The following is a 19,060-nucleotide window of genomic DNA, read 5'->3' on the forward strand; positions in this document are numbered from 1 at the left end:
CGGGCCCCCCTTCAAAGACGGATCTTGGGGTCGATCCACGCGTAGAGGATGTCGACCACGAGGTTGAACAGGATGGTGAGCACGCCCACGAGGATCGTGACCCCCATGATGACCGAGTAGTCGCGGTTCAGCGCCGAGTTCACGAAGTACTGGCCGATCCCACCCGTGGAGAAGAACACGTCGATCACCACCGACCCGGTGATCATCGCCACGAAGGCGGGACCAAGGTAGCTCAGCACCGGCAGCATCGCGGGCTTGAGCGCGTGGCGCAGGATGATGCGCGACATCGGCAGGCCCTTGGCGCGGGCGGTGCGGATGAAGTTCGAGTTCATCACCTCCAGCATCGAGGACCGGGTGATCCGCGCGATGGCGGCCAGGTAGGTCGTGGCGAGGGCGATCACCGGCAGCACCACGTACTGCCACTGGCCGCCGTTCCAGCCGCCGCCCGGCAGCCAGCCGAGCCAGAGCGTGAACACGAGCACCAGGATCGGCGCCAGCACGAAGTTCGGCAGCACCGAGGCCCCGATGGCCGATCCGGTGGCGAGGTAGTCGAGCCAGGTGTTGTGCCGGATCGCCGCCAGCACCCCCAGGGCCACGCCCACCACCACGGCCACCAGGAAGGCCCAGAAGCCGTAGGTCAGCGTGACCGGGAAACCCTGGGCGATCAGCCCCGTCACGGTCTGGTCGCGGTACTTGAAGGACGGCCCGAAGTCGAAATGGGCGACGATGTTCCAGACGTAGTTGAAGATCTGGACGACGTAGGGCTGGTCGAGCCCGTAGCGGGACTCGATGTTCGCCATGACGGCGGCGGGCAGCGGCTTCTCGCTGTTGAAGGGCCCGCCGGGCGCCGCGAACATCAGGATGAAGCTGATGACGATCAGGATGAGGATCGTCGGAACGGCCACCAGGAGGCGGCGCAGGATGAAGCTGAGCATAGGGGAATCCTCGGCACCCGGAACGCAACACGCGCGAAATGCCTGTGGGTCCGCCCTCCTAAGGGAAGGCGGACCCCAAGGCCATCAGGAGCCGATCACTCCTGCGCGACCCGGTACATGTCCTTGGCGTACCAGTTCTCCTGGGCGTTCTCGACGGCGTAGCCCTTGATCGAGTCGTCCATGATGAAGTCCGAGGAATAGAAGTAGATGGGCAGGAGCGGCACATCCCGCGCCAGCATCTCCTCGGCCTCTTGGTAGATGGGGAGCGGGTCCTCGGCGGTGCGGGACTGCTCCATCAGGGCGTCGTACTCGTCGCTGAAGTACTTGGAGTCGTTCGAATCCGAGTTCGACGTGAAGACGTCGAGGAAGCTCGACGCCTCGTTGTAGTCGGCGCACCATCCCGCGCGGGCAAGCTGGTAGTCCGCCTGCTTGCGGGCGTCGAGGAAGGTCTGCCACTCCTGGTTGGCCAGCGTGGTGTCGATCCCCAGCGTCTGCTTCCACATCTGGGACACGGCGACGGCGACCTGCTGGTGCGCCTGGTCGGTGTTGTAAAGGATCTCGAGCGTGAGCGGCTCGCCGTCCGTGCCGTAGCCGGCCTCGGCCATCAGCTCCTGGGCGCGGGCGTTGCGCTCCTCCTGGGTCATGGCGGCGGCGGGCACCTCGGGCACCTCCCAGCCGGCCGTGGCCTCGTGGGTCAGCGTGTAGGCCGCGGTCTGCCCGCCGGCCAGCACGTTGTTCACCAGGATGTCCCGGTCGATGGCCAGCGACAGCGCCTCGCGGACCCGCTGGTCCTTGAGCGCCTCGGGCGCGGCGTCGGTCATGTTGACGTGGTAGAAGTAGGTGCAAAGGTTCGGCACCGCGATCGCCTCGGTCGGGTACTCCTCCTTGAGGCGGGGGTATTGCCCGATCGGGATGTCGGTCTGGTCCATCTCCCCGGCGAGGTAGCGGGTCAGCGCCTGCTGCTCGTCGTTGATGATGAGAGCGGTGACCGTGTCGATGATGACGTTCTGCGCGTCCCAGTAGTTCGGGTTCTTGGTCATCACGATGCGCTCCTGCGGGACGCGCTCGCTCAGGACATAGGCCCCGTTGCCGACCATGTTGCCGGGCTGGGTCCACTGGTTGCCGAACTCCTCGATCACCTTCTGCGGCACGGGGAAGGTGGTGGTGTGGGTCACCATCTGCGGGAAGTACGGGATGGGCGAGTCGATCCTGACCTCGAGCGTGTGGTCGTCGACGGCGCGCACGCCCAGCTGGTCGCTGGGCATCTCGCCCGCGATGACCGGCCCGGCGTTCGCCACCTTCATCAGCTCGATGTACCAGGCGTAGGGCGAGGCCAGCGCCGGATCGGCGGCGCGGCGCCAGGCGTAGACGAAGTCGTTCGCGGTGACCGGGTCGCCGTTCGACCACTTGGCCTCGGGGCGGAGCTTGAAGGTCCAGGTGGTGCCGTCCTCGCTCGCGGTCCATTCGGTGGCGACGCCGGGGACGACGTTGCCCTGCGCGTCCTGGCTCAGCAGCCCCTCGAACAGCTGCCGCGCCACGTGCGAGCCTTCGACGTCCTCGATCAGGCCGGGGTCGATCGACGGGAACTCGTCGAGAACCCGGTAGGTGAAGGTCTGGTTGTCCGACAGCGTCTCGCCCGGCTGGGGCGTGGCGGCGTGGACGAGGGTGCCGGTCGCGACCATCGCCAGAAGCGAGGTCGCGCCGATGAGGGTACGGACTGTCATGTCGTATCTCCCTGGCATTGTGCGGGGGCCTTGGGGCTCCTTCCGCGGGTTGGGACGCGTCTGCCCCCCTGCCCGGGGGCGAAACTGCGCGAATCCTTTCGGGGGCGCCTGTCCGTTGGCAAGGGGAAAGCCCCTTCGGCCCCATGTAACCTCACGACACAATTCCGACACGATCCGTCCGTCCCGGCTGGCCTCGCGCCCCCCGGGGGCCTAGAACGCCCTCCATGGACCACCCGCTCGAAACACGGACCGGCCTGCCCGACGCGCTGCGCGTCCTGCTGGCCGACCACCCCCGCGACGGCTGGGCGCGCGACCCCAACTTCGCCGGCCTCGTGGAGATGTGGCTCGACCGGCACCTGCTGTTCCGGCGGCTGATGGCGGCCATGCGGGCCGACGCCGAATCCGTGCTGGACGGCCGCATGGACCCCCGGGCCTGGGGCGGGCGCACCTCCCGGCTGGGCGGCCACTTCGTCGGCGACCTCCATGGGCACCACAGGGTGGAGGACGACCACTACTTCCCCCTGCTCGTGACCCGCGACCCCCGGCTGGAGCAGGGCTTCGCGATCCTCGACCGCGACCACCACGCGCTCGACGGCCACCTGAACGCCTTCGTGGAGGAGGCGAACGGCGCGCTGCGGGTCCTCGACGCCCCGGGCTTCGCGACCGGGGCGGGACGCTTCCACGCCGGCCTGATCCGGCTGGAGCGTTTCCTCGACCGGCACCTGACCGACGAGGAGGAGCTGATCGTCCCCGTCATCCTGCGCGACGGCCCCGATGCGGTGGGCGGCTGACGCGGACGCGGCGCTGCGCTAGCCTGCCCCGATGATCGACAAGCTCGAGATGTTCATCGCGCTCGCCCAGGCGCGGCACTTCGGCCGCGCGGCGGAGTCCGTGGGGGTGGCCCAGCCCTCCCTGTCCGCCGCCATCCGGCAGCTCGAGGAGCAGCTGGGCGTCATGCTGGTCCGCCGCGGCTCCCGCTTCGGCGGCCTCACGCCCGAAGGGGAGCGGGTGCTGGACTGGGCCAAGAGGATCGTGGCCGACGCCCGCGCCATGCGCGAGGAGCTGCGGGTCGGCCGCGCGGGCCTGTCGGGCAGCCTGCGCCTCGCGGTGATCCCCACGGCGCTGGCCGCCGCCTCGCGCCTGACCGCCGCCTTTGCCGAGGCGCATCCCGAGGTCCGCATCACCATTCTCTCCGCCACCTCCATCGCCATCCTGGAGGATCTCGACGGGCTCAGGATCGACGCGGGGATCAGCTACCTCGACAACGAGCCCCTGGGCACCAAGGCCACGGTGCCGCTCTACGAGGAACGCTACGCGCTGGTGGTGCGCGACGACCATGTCCTGGCCGGGCGGGAGTCGGCCGCCTGGGCCGAGACCGAGGGGCTGGCGCTCTGCCTGCTCACGCCCGACATGCAGAACCGGCGCATCGTGTCCGGCCTCCTGGCCGAGGCGGGGGTCGCCGTCGCCCCCCGGATCGAGACGAATTCGACCATCGTGCTGATCGGCCATGTCCTGGCGGGCGGCTGGGCCACCATCCTGCCCCTCGTCACCGCCGAGATATTCCTCGAACATGGGCCGCTCCGCGCCGTGCCGCTCGCCGATCCCGACACCCGGCACCGGGTCGGCCTGATCGCCCCCGCGCGCGAGCCGCAGATGCCGCTGGTAGCCGCGCTGCTCGCCGAGGCGAAGAGGATGGCTTGATAGGGATATCCTATCGACCGACGGAAGCTTGATCTTGATTCCAGGGGCAAACTTGGCCAGATGGCTCCCAGCCAATCGGGAGCCCCCATGCTCGACACAGCCGACTTCTCCTCGCGCCTGAGCGAGATCATTGCCGCTCACCAGCTCCAGGAGGGGCCGCTCCTGCCGATCCTCCACGACGTGCAGGCCGAATGGGGCCACATCCCCGAGCCTGCGATCCCCGCGATCGCCCAGGCGCTGAACCTCGGCCGGGCCGAGGTGCATGGCGTCGTCACCTTCTACCACGACTTCCGCGCCACCCCGGCCGGGACGACCGTGATCAAGGTCTGCGCCGCCGAAGCCTGCCAGGCCCAGGGCGGCCGCGACCTCGTGCAGGCGACGCTGCGGGCCTTCGGCCTGCGCGACTACGGGACCACGCTCGACGGCAAGGTCACGGTCGAGCCGATCTATTGCCTGGGCCTTTGCGCCTGCGGCCCCGCCGCCCTGGTCGGCGACCGCCTGATCGGCCGCGCCACGGCCCAAAGCCTCAAGGACGCCGCGCAATGAAGATCTACGTCCCCCGCGACGCCGCCGCCCGCGCCCTGGGCGCCGACCAGGTCGCCGAGGCCGTCCTCGTCGAGGCCAGCCGCCGTGGCATGACCATCGAGCTCGTCCGCAACGGATCGCGCGGCATGGTCTTCCTGGAGCCGCTGGTCGAGGTCGAGACGGCGCAGGGCCGCACCTCCTTCGGCCCGATGACGCCCGCCGACGTGCCCGCCCTGTTCGATGCGCCCGACACGCATCCCAAGGCGCAGGGTCCGGTCCAGCTCATCCCGTGGTTCGCCCGGCAGACGCGCCTGACCTTTGCGCGCGTCGGCCTGATCGACCCGCTGTCGCTGGGCGACTACAAGGCCAACGGCGGCTTGGCCGGCCTGCGCCGCGCGCTGGAGATGTCCAGCGACGAACGCATGGACGAGGTCAAGGTCTCGGGCCTGCGCGGACGCGGCGGCGCGGGCTTCCCCACGGGGATCAAGTGGGACACGGTCCGGCTGGCCCAGGCGGACCAGAAGTACATCGTCTGCAACGCCGACGAGGGCGACTCGGGCACCTTCGCCGACCGGATGCTGATGGAAGGCGACCCCTTCACCCTGATCGAGGGGATGGCCATCGCGGGCCTGACCACCGGCGCGACCCGGGGCTATGTCTACATCCGCTCGGAATACCCCGACGCCATCCACCAGATGACCGAGGCGATCCGCATCGCCCGCCTCAACGGCCTCCTCGGGCCGTCGCTCCTGGGCACCGGCCCCGCCTTCGACATGGAGGTCCGCGTCGGCGCGGGCGCCTATGTCTGCGGCGAGGAAACGTCGCTCCTCAACTCGCTCGAGGGCAAGCGCGGCACCGTCCGCGCCAAACCGCCGCTCCCCGCGCTCCAGGGTCTCTTCGGCAAGCCCACGGTCGTCAACAACGTGATCTCGCTGGCCACCGTGCCGTGGATCTTCGCCAACGGGGCGCAGCTCTACCGCGACTTCGGCCTGGGCCGGTCGCGGGGGACCATCCCGCTGCAGATCGCCGGCAACGTCCGCTTCGGCGGGCTGTTCGAGACCGATTTCGGCATGTCCCTGGGCGAGATCGTCAACGAAGTCGGCGGCGGCACCGCCTCGGGCCGCCCGGTCAAGGCGGTGCAGGTCGGCGGCCCCTTGGGCGCCTACTTCCCGGCCTCCAAGTTCGCGACGCCCTTCGGCTACGAGGAGTTCGACGGCCAGGGCGGCCTGATCGGCCATGCCGGGATCGTGATCTTCGACGACTCCGTGGACATGCTGGCGCAGGCCCGCTTCGCCATGGAGTTCTGCGCCGTCGAATCCTGCGGCAAGTGCACGCCCTGCCGCATCGGCGCGGTGCGCGGCGTGGAGACCATCGACCGCATCGCCCAGGGCGACGCCGCAGCGATGCCGCTGCTGGTCGACCTCTGCGACACGATGCGGGATGGATCGCTTTGCGCCCTGGGCGGGTTCACCCCGTATCCGGTGATGTCCGCGCTGACGCACTTCCCCGACGACTTCGCCCGCATGAAGGAGGCGGCCGAATGACCGGCACGGTGAAAGGCCCCGCCTCCTACTTCCCCTCCATCGAGGCGAAGTACGGCCATCCCGTCGCCCACTGGCTGGACCTGATCGGCGGCCAGACGGACAAGCCCCACATGCAGATCGTGACCTGGCTCAAGGCCGAGCACGGGCTTGGCCACGGCCATGCCAACGCCCTTGTCGCCCACGCCCTCGCCGCCCGTAAGGAATCCGCGTCATGAAGGACTTCATCATCCCCGGCCTGGACGGCGCGCCCGCCTTCTCCGACCGCGACTACGGCACGCCCGAACGCCATTCCCAGAAGATGGTGACGCTGACCATCGACGGCTTCGAGGTGTCGGTGCCCGAGGGGACGTCGGTCATGCGCGCGTCGAACACGCTCGGCATCACGATCCCCAAGCTTTGCGCCACCGACAACATGGAGGCCTGGGGCTCCTGCCGCCTTTGCGCCGTGGAGATCGAGGGGCGGCGCGGCACGCCCGCCTCCTGCACCACGCCGGTCACGCCGGGCATGGTGGTCCACACCCAGACGGCCAAGCTGCAGAAGCTCCGCAAGGGGGTGATGGAGCTCTACATCTCGGACCACCCGCTCGACTGCCTGACCTGCGCGGCCAATGGCGACTGCGAGCTTCAGGACATGGCGGGCGCCGTGGGCCTGCGCGACGTCCGCTACGAGGCGCCGGCCGATGGCGGCTTCCAGAACCACTTCCTGCGCAAGGACGCCTCGGGCGCGCCGAACCCGGAATGGCTGCCCAAGGACGATTCCAACCCGTACTTCACCTATGACCCGGCCAAGTGCATCGTCTGCTCGCGCTGCGTACGGGCCTGCGAGGAGGTGCAGGGCACCTTCGCGCTGACCATCGAAGGGCGCGGCTTCGACTCCCGCGTCTCGGCGGGCATGGCGGGCGACACCTTCCTGTCCTCGGACTGCGTCTCCTGCGGCGCCTGCGTGCAGGCCTGCCCGACCGCGACGCTTCAGGAAAAGTCGGTCATCGAACTGGGCACCCCCGACCGCAAGGTGGTCACCACCTGCGCCTATTGCGGCGTCGGCTGCTCCTTCGAGGCCGAGATGAAGGGCGACACCGTCGTCCGCATGACCCCCTGGAAGCACGGCAAGGCCAACCGCGGCCACTCCTGCGTCAAGGGCCGCTTCGCCTGGGGCTACGCCACCCACAAGGACCGCATCCTCGACCCGATGATCCGCGAATCCATCAACGACCCCTGGGAGGTCGTGACCTGGGACGAGGCGATCACCTTCGCCGCGACCAAGCTGCGCGGCATCCAGGCCAAGTACGGCGTCCGCGCCATCGGCGGCATCACCTCGTCGCGCTGCACCAACGAGGAAACCTTCCTCGTCCAGAAGATGATCCGCTCGGTCTTCGGCAACAACAACACCGACACCTGCGCGCGGGTCTGCCATTCGCCCACCGGCTACGGCCTGGGCCGCGCCTTCGGGACCTCGGCGGGCACGCAGGACTTCGACTCGGTCGAGCACACGGACGTCGTCATCGTCATCGGGGCCAACCCCACCGACGGGCACCCGGTCTTCGCGAGCCGCCTCAAGAAGCGGCTGCGCCAGGGCGCCAAGCTCATCGTCATCGACCCGCGCCGCATCGACCTCGTGCGGTCGGCGCATATCGAGGCGTCGCATCACCTGCCGCTGCGCCCTGGCACCAACGTCGCCGTGGTCACCGCGCTGGCGCATGTGATCGTGACCGAGGGCCTCTACAATGAGGCCTTCATCCGCGAGCGCTGCGACTGGGACGAGTTCCTGCACTACGCCGAGTTCGTGTCGCAGGGCCGCCATTCGCCCGAGGCCATCGCCCTCCTCACCGGCGTGGACCCGCAGGAGCTGCGCGCCGCCGCGCGCCTGTTCGCCCGGGGCGGCAACGGCGCGATCTACTACGGGCTGGGCGTGACCGAGCACAGCCAGGGCTCCACCACCGTCATGGGCATCGCCAACCTCGCCATGCTGACGGGGAACATCGGGCGTCCGGGCGTGGGCGTGAACCCGCTGCGCGGCCAGAACAACGTGCAGGGCTCCTGCGACATGGGGTCCTTCCCCCATGAACTGCCGGGCTACCGCCACGTCTCCCAGGACACCACGCGCGAGATCTTCGAAAAGCTCTGGGGCGCGGTGCTGGACAAGGAGCCGGGCCTGCGCATCCCGAACATGCTGGACGCCGCCGTCGAGGGGACGTTCAAGGGCCTCTACGTGCAGGGCGAGGACATCCTCCAGTCCGACCCCGACACCAAGCACGTCTCGGCGGGCCTCGCGGCGATGGAGTGCGTGATCGTGCAGGACCTGTTCCTGAACGAGACGGCGAACTACGCCCACGTCTTCCTGCCGGGCTCCACCTTCCTGGAAAAGGACGGGACCTTCACCAACGCCGAACGCCGGATCAACCGCGTCCGCCGGGTGATGATGCCCAAGAACGGCTACGCCGACTGGGAGGTGACCATGCTCCTGGCCAACGCCATGGGCGCGGGCTGGACCTACACGCACCCATCCCAGGTCATGGACGAGATCGCGGCGACCACGCCGACCTTCGCGGGCGTCTCCTACGAGTTCCTCGAGGAGAAGGGCTCGGTCCAGTGGCCCTGCAACGAGCTGCACCCGGAAGGCACGCCGATCATGCACGTGGACGGCTTCGTGCGCGGCAAGGGTCGCTTCATCGTCACCGAATACGTCGCGACCGAGGAACGGACCGGGCCCCGGTTCCCGCTGCTGCTGACGACGGGGCGCATCCTGTCGCAGTACAACGTCGGCGCGCAGACCCGCCGCACCGACAACGTCGCCTGGCACGCCGAGGATCGGCTGGAGATCCACCCCCACGACGCCGAGGTGCGGGGCATCAAGGAGGGCGACTGGGTTCGCCTCGCCTCCCGCGCCGGGGAAACCTCGCTGCGCGCGCTCATCACCGACCGCGTATCACCTGGGGTTGTGTATACCACCTTCCACCATCCCGATACGCAGGCTAACGTCATCACCACGGACTTCTCGGACTGGGCGACCAATTGCCCGGAGTACAAAGTGACGGCGGTGCAGGTGGCTCTGACGAACGGACCCTCGGACTGGCAGGTGGACTATGGCCGGCAGGCGGACCTTTCCCGCCGAATCCTTCCTGCGGCGGAGTGACGGGGACGTGATCTCCGGCATGATCCCGGCCTCGGCCCCCACGGCCCGCGTCCGCGCGGTCTCGCCCGAGGGGGTCCAGGTCGCGCGTTCCCTGCCCGAGGAAACGCCCGTCGCCTTCGTGTACAACGGGGGCACGCAGGCGGTCATGATGGCGACGCCCGCGGATATCGTGGACTTCGCCCTGGGCTTCACCCTGTCCGAAGGGATCGCGCCCCGCCACGCCCTCCCCGAGGTCGAGGTGATGGCCCACGACACGCCCTCGGGCCCGGGGATCGAGGCGCGGATGTGGCTCCCGCCCGAGGCCGAGCAGGCTCTTCGCGCCCGCCGCCGCGCGTCGGTCGGCCCGGTGGGCTGCGGCCTGTGCGGCATCGATTCGCTGGGCCAGGCGCTCCGTCCCCTGCCCGTCCTGCCCGAGGCCTATGCCGGCCTCACCACCGTCGACACCAAGTTCGCCCTGGGCGAGCTGCGCGACTGGCAGCCCCTCCACGACGAGACGCGGGCCGTCCATGCGGCCGGCTTCTGGCAGCCGGGGAACGGCATCCTCATGGCGCGCGAGGATGTGGGACGGCACAACGCGCTCGACAAGCTGATCGGGGCCATGGCGCGGGCGGGCATCGACCCCTCGATGGGCGCCATCGCCCTGACCTCGCGCCTGTCGGTCGAGATGATCCAGAAGACGGTCATGGCCGGCTGCCCCATCCTTCTCGCCGTGTCGGCCCCCACCGCCCGCGCGGTGCGGATCGCCGAGGCCGCGAACCTCACCATCGCGTCCACCTCGCGCGGCGAGGTGCAGGTCTTCACGCACCACCGCCGCATCATGACACGCCGCCGCAGGGAGGGGCCCCGCTTTGCCCGCTGACGTCCAGAAGCTCGTTCGCATGGCGAACCAGATCGCCACCTTCTTCGACACCCAGCCCGGCGACACGCAGGCGGCCGAGGTCGCGGCCCACCTCAAGTCCTTCTGGGAGCCGCGGATGCTCCAGGCCCTTTACGCCCATGTCGATGCGGGCGGCGCGGGCCTGTCGCCGCTGGTGCTCCAGGCGGTCGGGCGCCTGCGGGAGCCGGTCTAGGCCCTCTGCCGTCGCAGCGCGTCCAGCGCCGCGTCCAGCACGGGCGCGACCTGCGGCCAGGCAAGGTCGGTGATCGCCTCGGCGGCGACGCCCACCAGGGCCCCGGCCCCGACATCCGACGGGTAATGGGTGCAGCGAGGGATCTGGATCGCCGCGACCGCCGCGGCCGCGCCATAGGCCGGGATCGCCGCCTCGGGATAGACCCGGGCGACCGCGCGCGCCGCCGCGACCGCATCCGCCGTGTGCCCCGAGGGGAAGGAGTTGTAGTGCTTCCCCACCGGCCCCTGGAGGCCGCTTTCATAGCGCCCTTCCTCGGCCAGGACGTAGGGCCGCGTGCGCGTCACGATGTTCTTCACCGTGGACTTGAGCGCGGTGGCCAGCGCCACCGAGGCCAGGAGCCGCCCTCCGGCCTCGGCCACCCGCCGCTCGCCGGCGACAAGGCCCGCCGCCAGGGTCAGGGCGCCCAGCGCAAACATCGGGGGCTGGTCGGCCACCTCGCTCAACTGCCCGAGGGCATGGGTGACAGGATGCTGCCGGACCCGGGCCGCATCCTCGGCCACGGCGCGATCGGCGTTCTCGACGGTTTCGATGAGGTCAGGGAGTGTCATGCCCCCCGAACGCGCGGGCCATCCGAAAGTTGCGGCGCCCCGGCCCGGGTTCCCCCGGGGCAAGACGCCCCCGGTCAGAGCGCCCCCGTCAGAGTGCCCGGTCCGCCACCCAGCGCGCCCAGGCTTCGCGCGATCCGGCAAAGGCGTTCACGTCCACCGGACCCTGCACGCCGGGCACGAGTCCCGTCCCCGAATACTGCCAGAACGACCAGTCCGTGCCCGGATAGGCTTCGGACGGATGCCGGGTCACCGCGCGGAGCCACTTCTCCATGCCGCGCAGCTTCCAAAGCTCGTTATGCTCCCAGAAGTCGGGCGTGGTGTAGATGATCGGCGTCTGGTCGAAATGCCGCCCGACCATGTTCAGCCAGGTCTGCACCTCGGCCCGGACCACCTCGGGCGCGGGGCGCGTGCGGCAGGTCGGCGAGGCCGAGTTCCATTCGAGATCGAGCACCGGCGGCAGCGCGCCGCGTTCGCGCGGGACGTTGGCGATGAACCAGGCGGCCTGGGTCGAGGCCGGGCTGCACCAGTAGTAGAAATGGTAGGCCCCGCGCGGCACGCCCGCAGCCGCGGCCCCGGTCCAGTGGCCGGCAAAGCCCGGGTCCACCCGGTCGCCGCCCTCGGTCGCCTTGATGAAGGCAAAGCTCACGCCGTTGGCGCGGGCGGTCCGCCAGTCCACCGCGCCCTGCCAGCGCGACAGGTCGATGCCGTGGACGGGATAGGCCCCCGGGCCTTGTCCGGTCCAGGCGACCGGATGCGCGTCGCCGAAGGACGGGGCCCGCGCCAGGGCGGCCGAGCTTCCGGCCTGCTTGTGGACGCCCACCGAGCCTCCGCCGCAGGCCGCAAGCCCCAGCAGCGCCACGAGTCCCACGGCCTTCATCAGTCCCGACATGATCGGCGTCATGGATGCTCCTGTCCCCACAATCTCCGGTTGCGCCCGGCTGTCGTATTTGCGCGACTCTGAGCCAAGATCCCCGTCCATGCAAGGCAACATTCCGCCGACCTGACCGCCCCGACCTTCGGAATGGCGGCTCCCCGCCGCCGGGATCGTTTTTCGCTTCGCTGGGGACATCCGGTCGCCGGTTCCCCCGCGCCGGATGATCCGCGCAAAGTCATGCACTTGGCCGTTGCGTGCCGCCGGTGGCGGCGCACGGTGCCGAAACGGAATGTTAACCACCTTGGGCCATCCTGCCCAGACATCCAGCAACCGGCACGGAACCCCCGGCCAGGAGGACCATGAGCAGGCACCGCGCGGCCCCCCGGGCCACGCCCTTCGGCGCGCCACGTTGAGCCGCCCACATACCGGGGCCCTGCCCCTCCATAGACTCAAGCCCGTCCGTTGGGACGGTCCGGACAGGCATGGCCCCGCCACGAACGGGCCGCGCAACCCGGAGGCCTCGCGGGATCTCGTTCGTGTCCGGAGGCTTCAATCCATGTGGAACTGCTGCGGCAGCAGATAGGGAAAGGAGGTGGCCGGGTCGGTCTCGACCTTCATGATCGGCGCCATCCATTCGCCCCAGCGGGCGTTGACCGGGTCCGCCGCGATCGCCTTCTGCAGCGCGGGCAGGTCGTCGCATTCGAAATAGCCGAACAGCGTCAGCCCATGGCGGAAGATGTTGTAGTTCCGGAACCCCGCCGTCCGCAGCGCCTCGGTCATCTCGGGCCAGATCTCGTCATGACGCTTCTTGTACTCCTCCTCGTAGCCCGGCCGGACCTCGAGCACCCAGGCATAGCTGGCCATCACGCCCCTCCCTTCCAGTCGTTGAAGCAGTCGCGCAGCGCGACCGTCTCGGTCAGCACGTCGTCCTGAAGCGTGCCCATGTAGTCCTGGTGCACCACCTCGAGAGCGAGCGCGCCCGCATAGCCCGCCGCCCGCAGGGTCCCGAACATCGCCGGAAAATTCAGCGTCCCTTGCGCGAACTTGGCCTGCAGCACCCCGGGCCGGGCCTGCCGCAGATGCACGTGCGCGGCATGGGGAGCCAGCGGGTCCACCTCCTCCTGCCGGTAGCCCAGGCAAGCGAAATGCGCGTAATCGAGCGCGAGCCGCACCCCGGTCGCGTCGATCAGCCCCCGCACCAGGGCCGGGCTTTCGGCCCAGGAATGGACATGGGGCTCGATGCAGACCCGCTCCCGCGCGCCGGGGACCTCCAGCAGCGCCCGCAGGCTTTCGGCCGCGACGCGCGCCGCCGCCTCGCGCGACTGGCCCGGATTGACCACGCCGGGCAGGAGGAACACCGTCGGGATGCCCGCCGCCGCCGCAAACTCCAGCACCCGCTCCAGGTCCCGCGCGTTGGCCTCCACGGTCCCGGGCCGCGCCAGGTTCCGGTCGGCCAGCCCGTCGCCGAACAGGTGGTAGTAGTTGGCGATCCCGACGCCCAGGTCCCGCAGCCGCTCCGCCGCCGCGCGGGGGTCGGCCAGGATCTCTCCCCTGTCGAGGGCGGAGCGGTAGAACAGCCCGACATCGAGCGCCGGCACCCCCAGCGCCCGCGCCACGCCCGCCACCTCCGGCAGGGTCAGCGCCGGAAAGGACCAGGAGGCGACCGACAGGTGCATCAGGCCAGCCCCGTCGCCTCGATCCGGCCCGAGGCCGCCGACCGATAGAGCGCGTCGAGCGCCGCCGTGACCCGCAGCCCGTTCCGCGCGTCCGAGGCGTTCACCACGGCCTCGCCCGCGCAGAGCCGCGCAAAGGCCCGGACCGGCAGCGCCCCGTCGTAGACGCCTTCGATGTCCGTCATCGGCAGCGCCTCGTCGTGGCCATCGTGGCGGCGCAGCTCCAGCCGGGCGGGAAGGTTCGAGAAGGTCACCATCCCCTCGGACCCGTAGATCCGCACGTCGGTGTGCATCCCCACATGCTTGGGCACCGTGGAGGCGCCGGACAGCGACAGCGTCGCCCCGCCCGCGAACCGGCCCATGGCGGCGTCATAGTAGTCCACGCCCGTGGGCGACTTCACGTCCAGGCAGGCCAGGGACTCGAGCCCCAGGTCCGTGACATAGCCGACCCAGGCCAGCGCATGGGACAGCTGCCCCCAGCCATAGCCCCCTGCCCGCTTGGGGTCGGCCCAGGTGGAGGGCGGCGGGCGGAAGATGTGGTCGGCGGTCTCGGCCATGGGCTTGCCCGCGAACAGGTCGTCCAGCGGCGAGCCCATCTGGCAGACGACGTGCCGCAACTGGCCGATGCGCCCGCCGCGCACCCACTCGGCCGCCTTGGCGGAAAAGCGGGTGAAGTTCAGCCCCGTGGGCACCATGACCTCGCGCCCTGCCCGCTCGGCGGCGGCGGCGATGGCCCGGGCGTCCTGCGTGGCGGTCGCCATCGGCTTCTCCACGAGCACATGGCAGCCGGCCTCCAGCCCGGCCACCGCCGGCCCGGCATGGGCGACATGGGGCGTGGCCACGACCAGCCCCGTCAGCCGCTCCTCCGCGAGCATCCGGTCCAGGTCCGCATAGCGCCCCCGGATGCCGAACCGGTCGCCCGCGACCCGCAAACGCTCTTGGTCGAGGTCGCAGATCGCGGCGACCTCCGCCCCTTCCTCCAGGAGCGTGGGGATATGGGTGGTCACGGCCCACCAGCCGATCCCGACGACGCCGATCCGCGCGGTCATTGCTGCCTCTCCTGCCCGATGGTGGACTGATAGACGTTCTGCATATGCGCCTCCGCCGCCCGCGCCGCGGCCTCGGGGTCGCGCGCCCTCAGCGCGTCCAGAAGGCGGCGATGGTCGCGGTAGCTTTGCTGGAGGACCCCGGCCGTCTCCGAGGCCCGCTTTCGGAACTCCAGGCCCAGGACGTTCAGGCTCTCGCCGATGCGGCGGAGGAACGGGTTGCCCGAGCCCTGCCAGATCGCCTCGTGGAAGGCGAAGTCCGAGGCGCGGAAGGCGGTCGCGTCGGTCAGCGTCCCTTCCTGGCGACGGAGGATCGCCTCCAGCGCGTCCAGAGCCGCGTCGTCCATGGTCACCGCCGCGCGCCGCGCCACGTCGCTCTCGATCAGGCTCCGCGCGTCATAAAGCGCCCGGATGTTCCCTTCCTCCAGGGCCAGGAAGAACTGGATGGGCGACAGGAGCGCCTGCGCGTCGAGCGCCGAGATGGTGGAGCCGCCGCCCTGCCGCGACCGCACGACCCCCAGGATCGACAGGCCGCGGATCGCCTCGCGCACCGACGGACGCGATACCCCCAGCGACTCGGCGAGGTCGCGCTCGGGCGGAAGCTGGTCGCCGGGGCGAAGCTGCCGGGCCACCACGAGGTCGAGGATCCGCCGCGCGACCTGCTCGGCCACGGATTCGCGCTGGATGGGGGTGTCGAGCGACGGGAGGCTCATGCCGGCACCCGCCCCGCCAGGCGCGCGCCCAGGCGCGGGACAAGGACCGAGGCGATCAGCAGGAGGCCCACCACCCCGGTCTGGATATGGCCGGTGACGTTCATCAGTGACATGCCATTGCGTAGGGACAGCACGATCAGGATGGCAAGCCCCACGCCGGTCAGCGTGCCCGATCCGCCGAAGATGCTGACCCCGCCCAGGAGCACCATGGTGATGATGTCGAGCTCGAACCCCTGCCCCACGTCGCCCCGCACCGCCCCCACCCGCGCGGCGAACAGCAGGCCCGCATAGGCCGCGACCAGCCCCGAGGCCATGAAGATCAGGATCTTGTGCCGCGCGGTGTTCAGCCCCGCGAACTCGGCCACCTCGCGGCTCACGCCGATGACGTAGGTCTTGCGCCCGAAGCCCCCGCGCTCCAGCACGACATAGAGCAGCACGAACAGCAGGACGAAGGACAGGAGGCCCAGGGGAACCGGCCCGATCAGGCCGCGCTGCCCCAGCGCGTTGAACCAGTCGGGAAACCGGCCGATGCTGCGGTCCTCCAGAAGGATGCGGGCCACGCCGCGGAAGCCGATCAGCGTGGACAGCGTCACCACCAGCGACGGCAGGCCCATCCGCGCCACGAACCAGCCGTTGAGCACCCCCCCGGCCAGCCCGATCCCCAGGCACAGGAGGCAGGCCAGCGCCGCGGGCAGCCCGGCCTCGCCCACCATCGCCGCAAAGGCGCAGGCGGACAGGCCCATCATGGAGCCGACGCTCAGGTCGATCTCGGCGTTGATGATGACGAAGGCCATCACGAGGGCGATGATGATCTTCTCGATGGAGAGCTGGAACAGGTTGACCTGGTTCTGCAGCGTCAGGAATTCCGGGCTGAGCCAGGCGTTCGCGGCATAGACCAGGACAAGGACCGCCAGCAGGAAGGTTTCCCAGGGTCCCAGGGCGCGGGTCATGACGTGGCCTCCTTGGGCGTGGGGGCGGGCGCGGCCTTTTCCCGCCGGATGCGGAGCCGGGTGAGCCGCCGCATCAGCAGCGCGTCGGCGGACACGGCGGACAGGATGAGGAAGCCCAGAACGGCCTCGCGCCAGAACTCGGAGACCAGCTCCCAGCGGACAAGCGAGTTCTCGATCAGGTCCACGAGGACCGCGCCGATCAGCGCCCCGATGACGGAGCCCGAGCCGCCGTTGATGCTGACGCCGCCCAGCACGGCGGCGGCGATGGACTTCAGTTCGAAGCCCAGGCCCGCGACCACGGTGATGTTGCCGAACCGCGCGAGGAAGAAGAGCCCGGCCAGCCCCGCCAGCGCCCCCGCCGCCACAAAGGCCGCCAGCACCGTGCGCCGCGCGTCGATGCCCGCCATCTCGGCCGCCTCGGGGTTGGAGCCCACCGCATAGAGCGCGCGGGCGGGCCGCAGCCGCAGGAGAGCGAGGTGGACGAGGATCACGATGACCACGGCCGCGACGAAGGCCGCGCGGAACTGCACCCCGGCCAGCGTGAACAGCTGCGTGTTCGGGAAGTCCACGAGCCACTGCGGCAGGTCCTCGGTCGTGATGCTCTGCGCGCCCGAGAACTCCACGAGGGCGCTGCGATAGATCGCCATCGCCGCCAGCGTCGTGATGATCGAGGGGATGCCCGCATAGGCCACGAGCAGCCCGTTCAGCAGCCCGAACCCGGCCCCGATCGCCAGCGCCGCCAGGGCGAGGAGGACGGGATGGATCTCGGGCGCGGCGCTGACGATGGCGCCGGTCGCGTAGGCCACGAAGCCCACGACCGAGCCCAGCGACAGGTCGATGTTCCGCGTCAGGATCACCAGCGTCTGCCCCGTCGCGATCAGCGCCACGATGGCCACCGAGGAGGAGATGCGGTTGAACAGCCGTGCGTTCAGGTAGTTGTCGATCTGCGTGGCGAAGAACGCGGCCACCAGCACCAGCACCAGAAGCAGCGCCAGGATGCGCAGCGCGCCGGGAGAGAGCCTGGTCATGCGGCGGCCCTTTCCTGCCCGGTGGCGAGGCGCATGATCGCCTCCTGCGAGGCGTCCTCGTGCGGGACGATGCCCATCTGCCGCCCTTCGCGCATGACAAGGATGCGGTCGCCCAGCGCCAGCACCTCGGGCAGGTCCGATGAGATCACGAGCGCCGCGCCCCCCGCCCGCACGAACTGACGGATGAGGTCGTGGACCTCGGCCTTGGCGCCCACGTCGATGCCGCGCGTCGGCTCGTCGAAGATGAGGAGCGCAGGGTTCGTTTCCAGCCACTTGGCCAGCATGACCTTCTGCTGGTTGCCGCCCGACAGCTTGCCTACCGGCGTGTCGGCGTCGGCCATGCGGATGTTGAGCCGCTCGCGGTAGCCCTGTGTCACCGCCCGTTCCCGCCCCTCGCGCAGGAGGCCCCAGCGCGTCAGCACCTTGCCCAGCGTGGCGAGCGTGACGTTCGACCGGATCGACAGCGGCATGGCGAGGCCGAGCTTGCGCCGGTCCTCGGACACGTAGGCGAGGCCCAGCGCCATCGCCTCGCGCGGGGAGGCGATCCGCACCTCCTGCCCCTTCCAGTGGATCGTGCCGCCGGTCGCCGGGTGGATGCCGAACAGCGACAGCGCGACGTCGGTGCGCCGCGCGCCGATCAGGCCCGCCATGCACAGGACCTCGCCCCGGTGGATGTCGAAGGAGACGCCCTCGTAGACGTCCTCCTGGGACAGGCCGCGCACCGACAGCAGCACCTCGGGCGTGGCGTGGCTTTCGTCCTTGCGGAAGTAATTGCCGACCTCGCGGCCCACCATCTCGGCGATCATGCCGTCGGGCGTGACCTCGGCGATGGGCCGGGTGGAGATGTGCCGGCCGTCGCGGATCACCGTCACCCGGTGCGCGATATCGAAGATCTCCTCCAGCCGGTGCGAGATGTAGACGACCGCCACGCCTTCGGCGGCCAGGCCCTTCGCGATCCGGCGCAGCTCCCCCGCCTCGTGCGCCGACAGCGAGGCCGTCGGCTCGTCCATGATGAGGACGCGGACATCCTGGCTCAGCGCGCGGGCGATCTCCACGGCCTGCTGCTCGGCCAGCGTCAGGCCGCTTGCCACCCGGTCGGGGTCGAGCCCCATGCCGATCCGGGCGATCAGCTGCGACGCCTTTTCGCGCAGGAGCCCCTTGCGCTGCACGAGGCCCAGGTCGGTCGCGGAGATGAAGATGTTCTCGGCGACGTCGAGGTCGGGAAAGACCATCGGCTCCTGGTAGATGGCGCTGATGCCCCGGGTCCTCGCCCCGCGCGGGCCGGAGAGAGTCACGGGCTGGCCGTCCACCTCCACGGTGCCGGAGGTGGGCTCGTGCACGCCGGTCATGATCTTGATCATGGTGGACTTGCCCGCGCCGTTCTCGCCCACCACGGCGTGCACCTCGCCCGGGAACAGCTCCAGCGTCATGCCGGACAGGGCCTGGGTCGCGCCGAAGGACTTGGACACGTCGCGCAAGGCGAGAACGGGAACGGCCATGGGATGGCTCCGGCAAGGAAAGGGACGGCCCAGGGGT

19 protein-coding genes are annotated in these 19,060 nt (G+C 70.2%); 8 read left to right on the top strand and 11 right to left on the bottom strand.

The window, feature by feature from the left end; genetic code table 11:
- Positions 1 to 11 precede the first annotated feature (11 nt).
- On the bottom strand, positions 12 to 935 hold the full coding sequence (gene oppB / locus J3P31_RS12770) for an oligopeptide ABC transporter permease OppB (protein ID WP_210528858.1): 924 nt from the start codon (positions 933 to 935) through the stop codon (positions 12 to 14).
- Between the two features lie 95 nt (positions 936 to 1,030).
- A complete protein-coding gene (locus J3P31_RS12775; RefSeq protein WP_210528859.1) occupies positions 1,031 to 2,659 on the bottom strand; it encodes a peptide ABC transporter substrate-binding protein in 1,629 nt (542 codons plus the stop codon).
- A 224-nt stretch (positions 2,660 to 2,883) separates the two neighbouring features.
- Here J3P31_RS12775 and J3P31_RS12780 point away from each other — a divergent pair, with 224 nt between their 5' ends.
- From J3P31_RS12780 to J3P31_RS12815, 8 genes are all read left to right on the top strand, one after another.
- Positions 2,884 to 3,450, top strand: coding sequence for a hemerythrin domain-containing protein (locus J3P31_RS12780; RefSeq protein ID WP_210528860.1), 567 nt, complete (start codon positions 2,884 to 2,886; stop codon positions 3,448 to 3,450).
- Positions 3,451 to 3,481: 31 nt separating this feature from the next.
- Positions 3,482 to 4,360 (top strand): LysR family transcriptional regulator, encoded by an 879-nt coding sequence (locus J3P31_RS12785; RefSeq protein WP_210528861.1) that lies wholly within the window; start codon positions 3,482 to 3,484, stop codon positions 4,358 to 4,360.
- A gap of 87 nt (positions 4,361 to 4,447) precedes the next feature.
- A complete protein-coding gene (locus J3P31_RS12790; RefSeq protein ID WP_210528862.1) occupies positions 4,448 to 4,906 on the top strand; it encodes an NAD(P)H-dependent oxidoreductase subunit E in 459 nt (152 codons plus the stop codon).
- Positions 4,903 to 6,429 (top strand): formate dehydrogenase beta subunit, encoded by a 1,527-nt coding sequence (locus J3P31_RS12795; RefSeq protein WP_210528863.1) that lies wholly within the window; start codon positions 4,903 to 4,905, stop codon positions 6,427 to 6,429. Before J3P31_RS12790 ends, J3P31_RS12795 begins: the two co-directional genes overlap by 4 nt.
- A complete protein-coding gene (locus J3P31_RS12800; RefSeq protein WP_210528864.1) occupies positions 6,426 to 6,644 on the top strand; it encodes a DUF4287 domain-containing protein in 219 nt (72 codons plus the stop codon). Before J3P31_RS12795 ends, J3P31_RS12800 begins: the two co-directional genes overlap by 4 nt.
- Entirely contained in the window at positions 6,641 to 9,562 is a 2,922-nt protein-coding gene (gene fdhF / locus J3P31_RS12805; protein WP_210528865.1) for a formate dehydrogenase subunit alpha, read from the top strand. The genes J3P31_RS12800 and fdhF overlap by 4 nt, the downstream gene beginning before the upstream one ends.
- A 19-nt stretch (positions 9,563 to 9,581) precedes the next feature.
- Positions 9,582 to 10,421 carry a formate dehydrogenase accessory sulfurtransferase FdhD gene (gene fdhD / locus J3P31_RS12810; protein WP_210528993.1) on the top strand — a complete coding sequence of 280 codons (840 nt, stop codon included), beginning with the start codon at positions 9,582 to 9,584 and terminating at the stop codon, positions 10,419 to 10,421.
- Between the two features lie 19 nt (positions 10,422 to 10,440).
- A complete protein-coding gene (locus J3P31_RS12815) occupies positions 10,441 to 10,632 on the top strand; it encodes a formate dehydrogenase subunit delta (protein WP_210528994.1) in 192 nt (63 codons plus the stop codon).
- Here the strand turns inward: J3P31_RS12815 and J3P31_RS12820 are convergent.
- The 9 genes from J3P31_RS12820 to J3P31_RS12860 form a co-directional block, all read right to left on the bottom strand.
- Positions 10,629 to 11,240, bottom strand: coding sequence for a phosphatase PAP2 family protein (locus tag J3P31_RS12820; protein ID WP_210528866.1), 612 nt, complete (start codon positions 11,238 to 11,240; stop codon positions 10,629 to 10,631). The two genes, J3P31_RS12815 and J3P31_RS12820, sit on opposite strands and share 4 nt — an antisense overlap.
- A gap of 88 nt (positions 11,241 to 11,328) precedes the next feature.
- The gene (locus J3P31_RS12825) at positions 11,329 to 12,129 is read right to left on the bottom strand and encodes a glycoside hydrolase family 25 protein (RefSeq protein WP_210528995.1); all 801 of its coding nucleotides are present in this window, start codon (positions 12,127 to 12,129) and stop codon (positions 11,329 to 11,331) included.
- A 534-nt stretch (positions 12,130 to 12,663) separates the two neighbouring features.
- Positions 12,664 to 12,978, bottom strand: a complete 315-nt coding sequence (locus J3P31_RS12830; protein WP_210528867.1) for an L-rhamnose mutarotase — start codon at positions 12,976 to 12,978, stop codon at positions 12,664 to 12,666.
- Positions 12,978 to 13,790 (bottom strand): sugar phosphate isomerase/epimerase family protein, encoded by an 813-nt coding sequence (locus tag J3P31_RS12835; protein WP_210528868.1) that lies wholly within the window; start codon positions 13,788 to 13,790, stop codon positions 12,978 to 12,980. Before J3P31_RS12835 ends, J3P31_RS12830 begins: the two co-directional genes overlap by 1 nt.
- The gene (locus tag J3P31_RS12840; RefSeq protein WP_210528869.1) at positions 13,790 to 14,836 is read right to left on the bottom strand and encodes a Gfo/Idh/MocA family protein; all 1,047 of its coding nucleotides are present in this window, start codon (positions 14,834 to 14,836) and stop codon (positions 13,790 to 13,792) included. Before J3P31_RS12840 ends, J3P31_RS12835 begins: the two co-directional genes overlap by 1 nt.
- Positions 14,833 to 15,546, bottom strand: coding sequence for a FadR/GntR family transcriptional regulator (locus J3P31_RS12845; protein WP_210528870.1), 714 nt, complete (start codon positions 15,544 to 15,546; stop codon positions 14,833 to 14,835). The genes J3P31_RS12840 and J3P31_RS12845 overlap by 4 nt, the downstream gene beginning before the upstream one ends.
- Positions 15,543 to 16,496, bottom strand: a complete 954-nt coding sequence (locus J3P31_RS12850; RefSeq protein WP_210528871.1) for an ABC transporter permease — start codon at positions 16,494 to 16,496, stop codon at positions 15,543 to 15,545. Before J3P31_RS12850 ends, J3P31_RS12845 begins: the two co-directional genes overlap by 4 nt.
- Positions 16,493 to 17,524: an ABC transporter permease gene (locus J3P31_RS12855; RefSeq protein ID WP_210528872.1), complete on the bottom strand. Its 1,032-nt coding sequence runs from the start codon at positions 17,522 to 17,524 to the stop codon at positions 16,493 to 16,495. The genes J3P31_RS12850 and J3P31_RS12855 overlap by 4 nt, the downstream gene beginning before the upstream one ends.
- Entirely contained in the window at positions 17,521 to 19,023 is a 1,503-nt protein-coding gene (locus J3P31_RS12860; RefSeq protein WP_210528873.1) for a sugar ABC transporter ATP-binding protein, read from the bottom strand. The genes J3P31_RS12855 and J3P31_RS12860 overlap by 4 nt, the downstream gene beginning before the upstream one ends.
- Between the last annotated feature and the right edge of the window lie 37 nt (positions 19,024 to 19,060).

The sequence above is a fragment of the Rubellimicrobium arenae genome, from assembly GCF_017916275.1.
Classification (GTDB): Bacteria; Pseudomonadota; Alphaproteobacteria; order Rhodobacterales; family Rhodobacteraceae; genus Rubellimicrobium; species Rubellimicrobium arenae.

What these genes read in the sequence shown, in the direction of transcription:
- J3P31_RS12785 (WP_210528861.1), top strand. Translation starts at nt 3,482, where the DNA reads ATGATCGACAAGCTCGAGATGTTCATCGCGCTCGCCCAGGCGCGGCAC.
- J3P31_RS12820 (WP_210528866.1), bottom strand. Translation starts at nt 11,240, where the DNA reads ATGACACTCCCTGACCTCATCGAAACCGTCGAGAACGCCGATCGCGCC.
- J3P31_RS12840 (WP_210528869.1), bottom strand. Translation starts at nt 14,836, where the DNA reads ATGACCGCGCGGATCGGCGTCGTCGGGATCGGCTGGTGGGCCGTGACC.
- J3P31_RS12790 (WP_210528862.1), top strand. Translation starts at nt 4,448, where the DNA reads ATGCTCGACACAGCCGACTTCTCCTCGCGCCTGAGCGAGATCATTGCC.
- J3P31_RS12825 (WP_210528995.1), bottom strand. Translation starts at nt 12,129, where the DNA reads ATGTCGGGACTGATGAAGGCCGTGGGACTCGTGGCGCTGCTGGGGCTT.
- J3P31_RS12845 (WP_210528870.1), bottom strand. Translation starts at nt 15,546, where the DNA reads ATGAGCCTCCCGTCGCTCGACACCCCCATCCAGCGCGAATCCGTGGCC.
- J3P31_RS12780 (WP_210528860.1), top strand. Translation starts at nt 2,884, where the DNA reads ATGGACCACCCGCTCGAAACACGGACCGGCCTGCCCGACGCGCTGCGC.
- J3P31_RS12850 (WP_210528871.1), bottom strand. Translation starts at nt 16,496, where the DNA reads ATGACCCGCGCCCTGGGACCCTGGGAAACCTTCCTGCTGGCGGTCCTT.
- oppB (WP_210528858.1), bottom strand. Translation starts at nt 935, where the DNA reads ATGCTCAGCTTCATCCTGCGCCGCCTCCTGGTGGCCGTTCCGACGATC.
- J3P31_RS12795 (WP_210528863.1), top strand. Translation starts at nt 4,903, where the DNA reads ATGAAGATCTACGTCCCCCGCGACGCCGCCGCCCGCGCCCTGGGCGCC.
- J3P31_RS12775 (WP_210528859.1), bottom strand. Translation starts at nt 2,659, where the DNA reads ATGACAGTCCGTACCCTCATCGGCGCGACCTCGCTTCTGGCGATGGTC.
- J3P31_RS12830 (WP_210528867.1), bottom strand. Translation starts at nt 12,978, where the DNA reads ATGGCCAGCTATGCCTGGGTGCTCGAGGTCCGGCCGGGCTACGAGGAG.
- J3P31_RS12815 (WP_210528994.1), top strand. Translation starts at nt 10,441, where the DNA reads ATGGCGAACCAGATCGCCACCTTCTTCGACACCCAGCCCGGCGACACG.
- J3P31_RS12800 (WP_210528864.1), top strand. Translation starts at nt 6,426, where the DNA reads ATGACCGGCACGGTGAAAGGCCCCGCCTCCTACTTCCCCTCCATCGAG.
- fdhD (WP_210528993.1), top strand. Translation starts at nt 9,582, where the DNA reads ATGATCCCGGCCTCGGCCCCCACGGCCCGCGTCCGCGCGGTCTCGCCC.
- fdhF (WP_210528865.1), top strand. Translation starts at nt 6,641, where the DNA reads ATGAAGGACTTCATCATCCCCGGCCTGGACGGCGCGCCCGCCTTCTCC.
- J3P31_RS12860 (WP_210528873.1), bottom strand. Translation starts at nt 19,023, where the DNA reads ATGGCCGTTCCCGTTCTCGCCTTGCGCGACGTGTCCAAGTCCTTCGGC.
- J3P31_RS12855 (WP_210528872.1), bottom strand. Translation starts at nt 17,524, where the DNA reads ATGACCAGGCTCTCTCCCGGCGCGCTGCGCATCCTGGCGCTGCTTCTG.
- J3P31_RS12835 (WP_210528868.1), bottom strand. Translation starts at nt 13,790, where the DNA reads ATGCACCTGTCGGTCGCCTCCTGGTCCTTTCCGGCGCTGACCCTGCCG.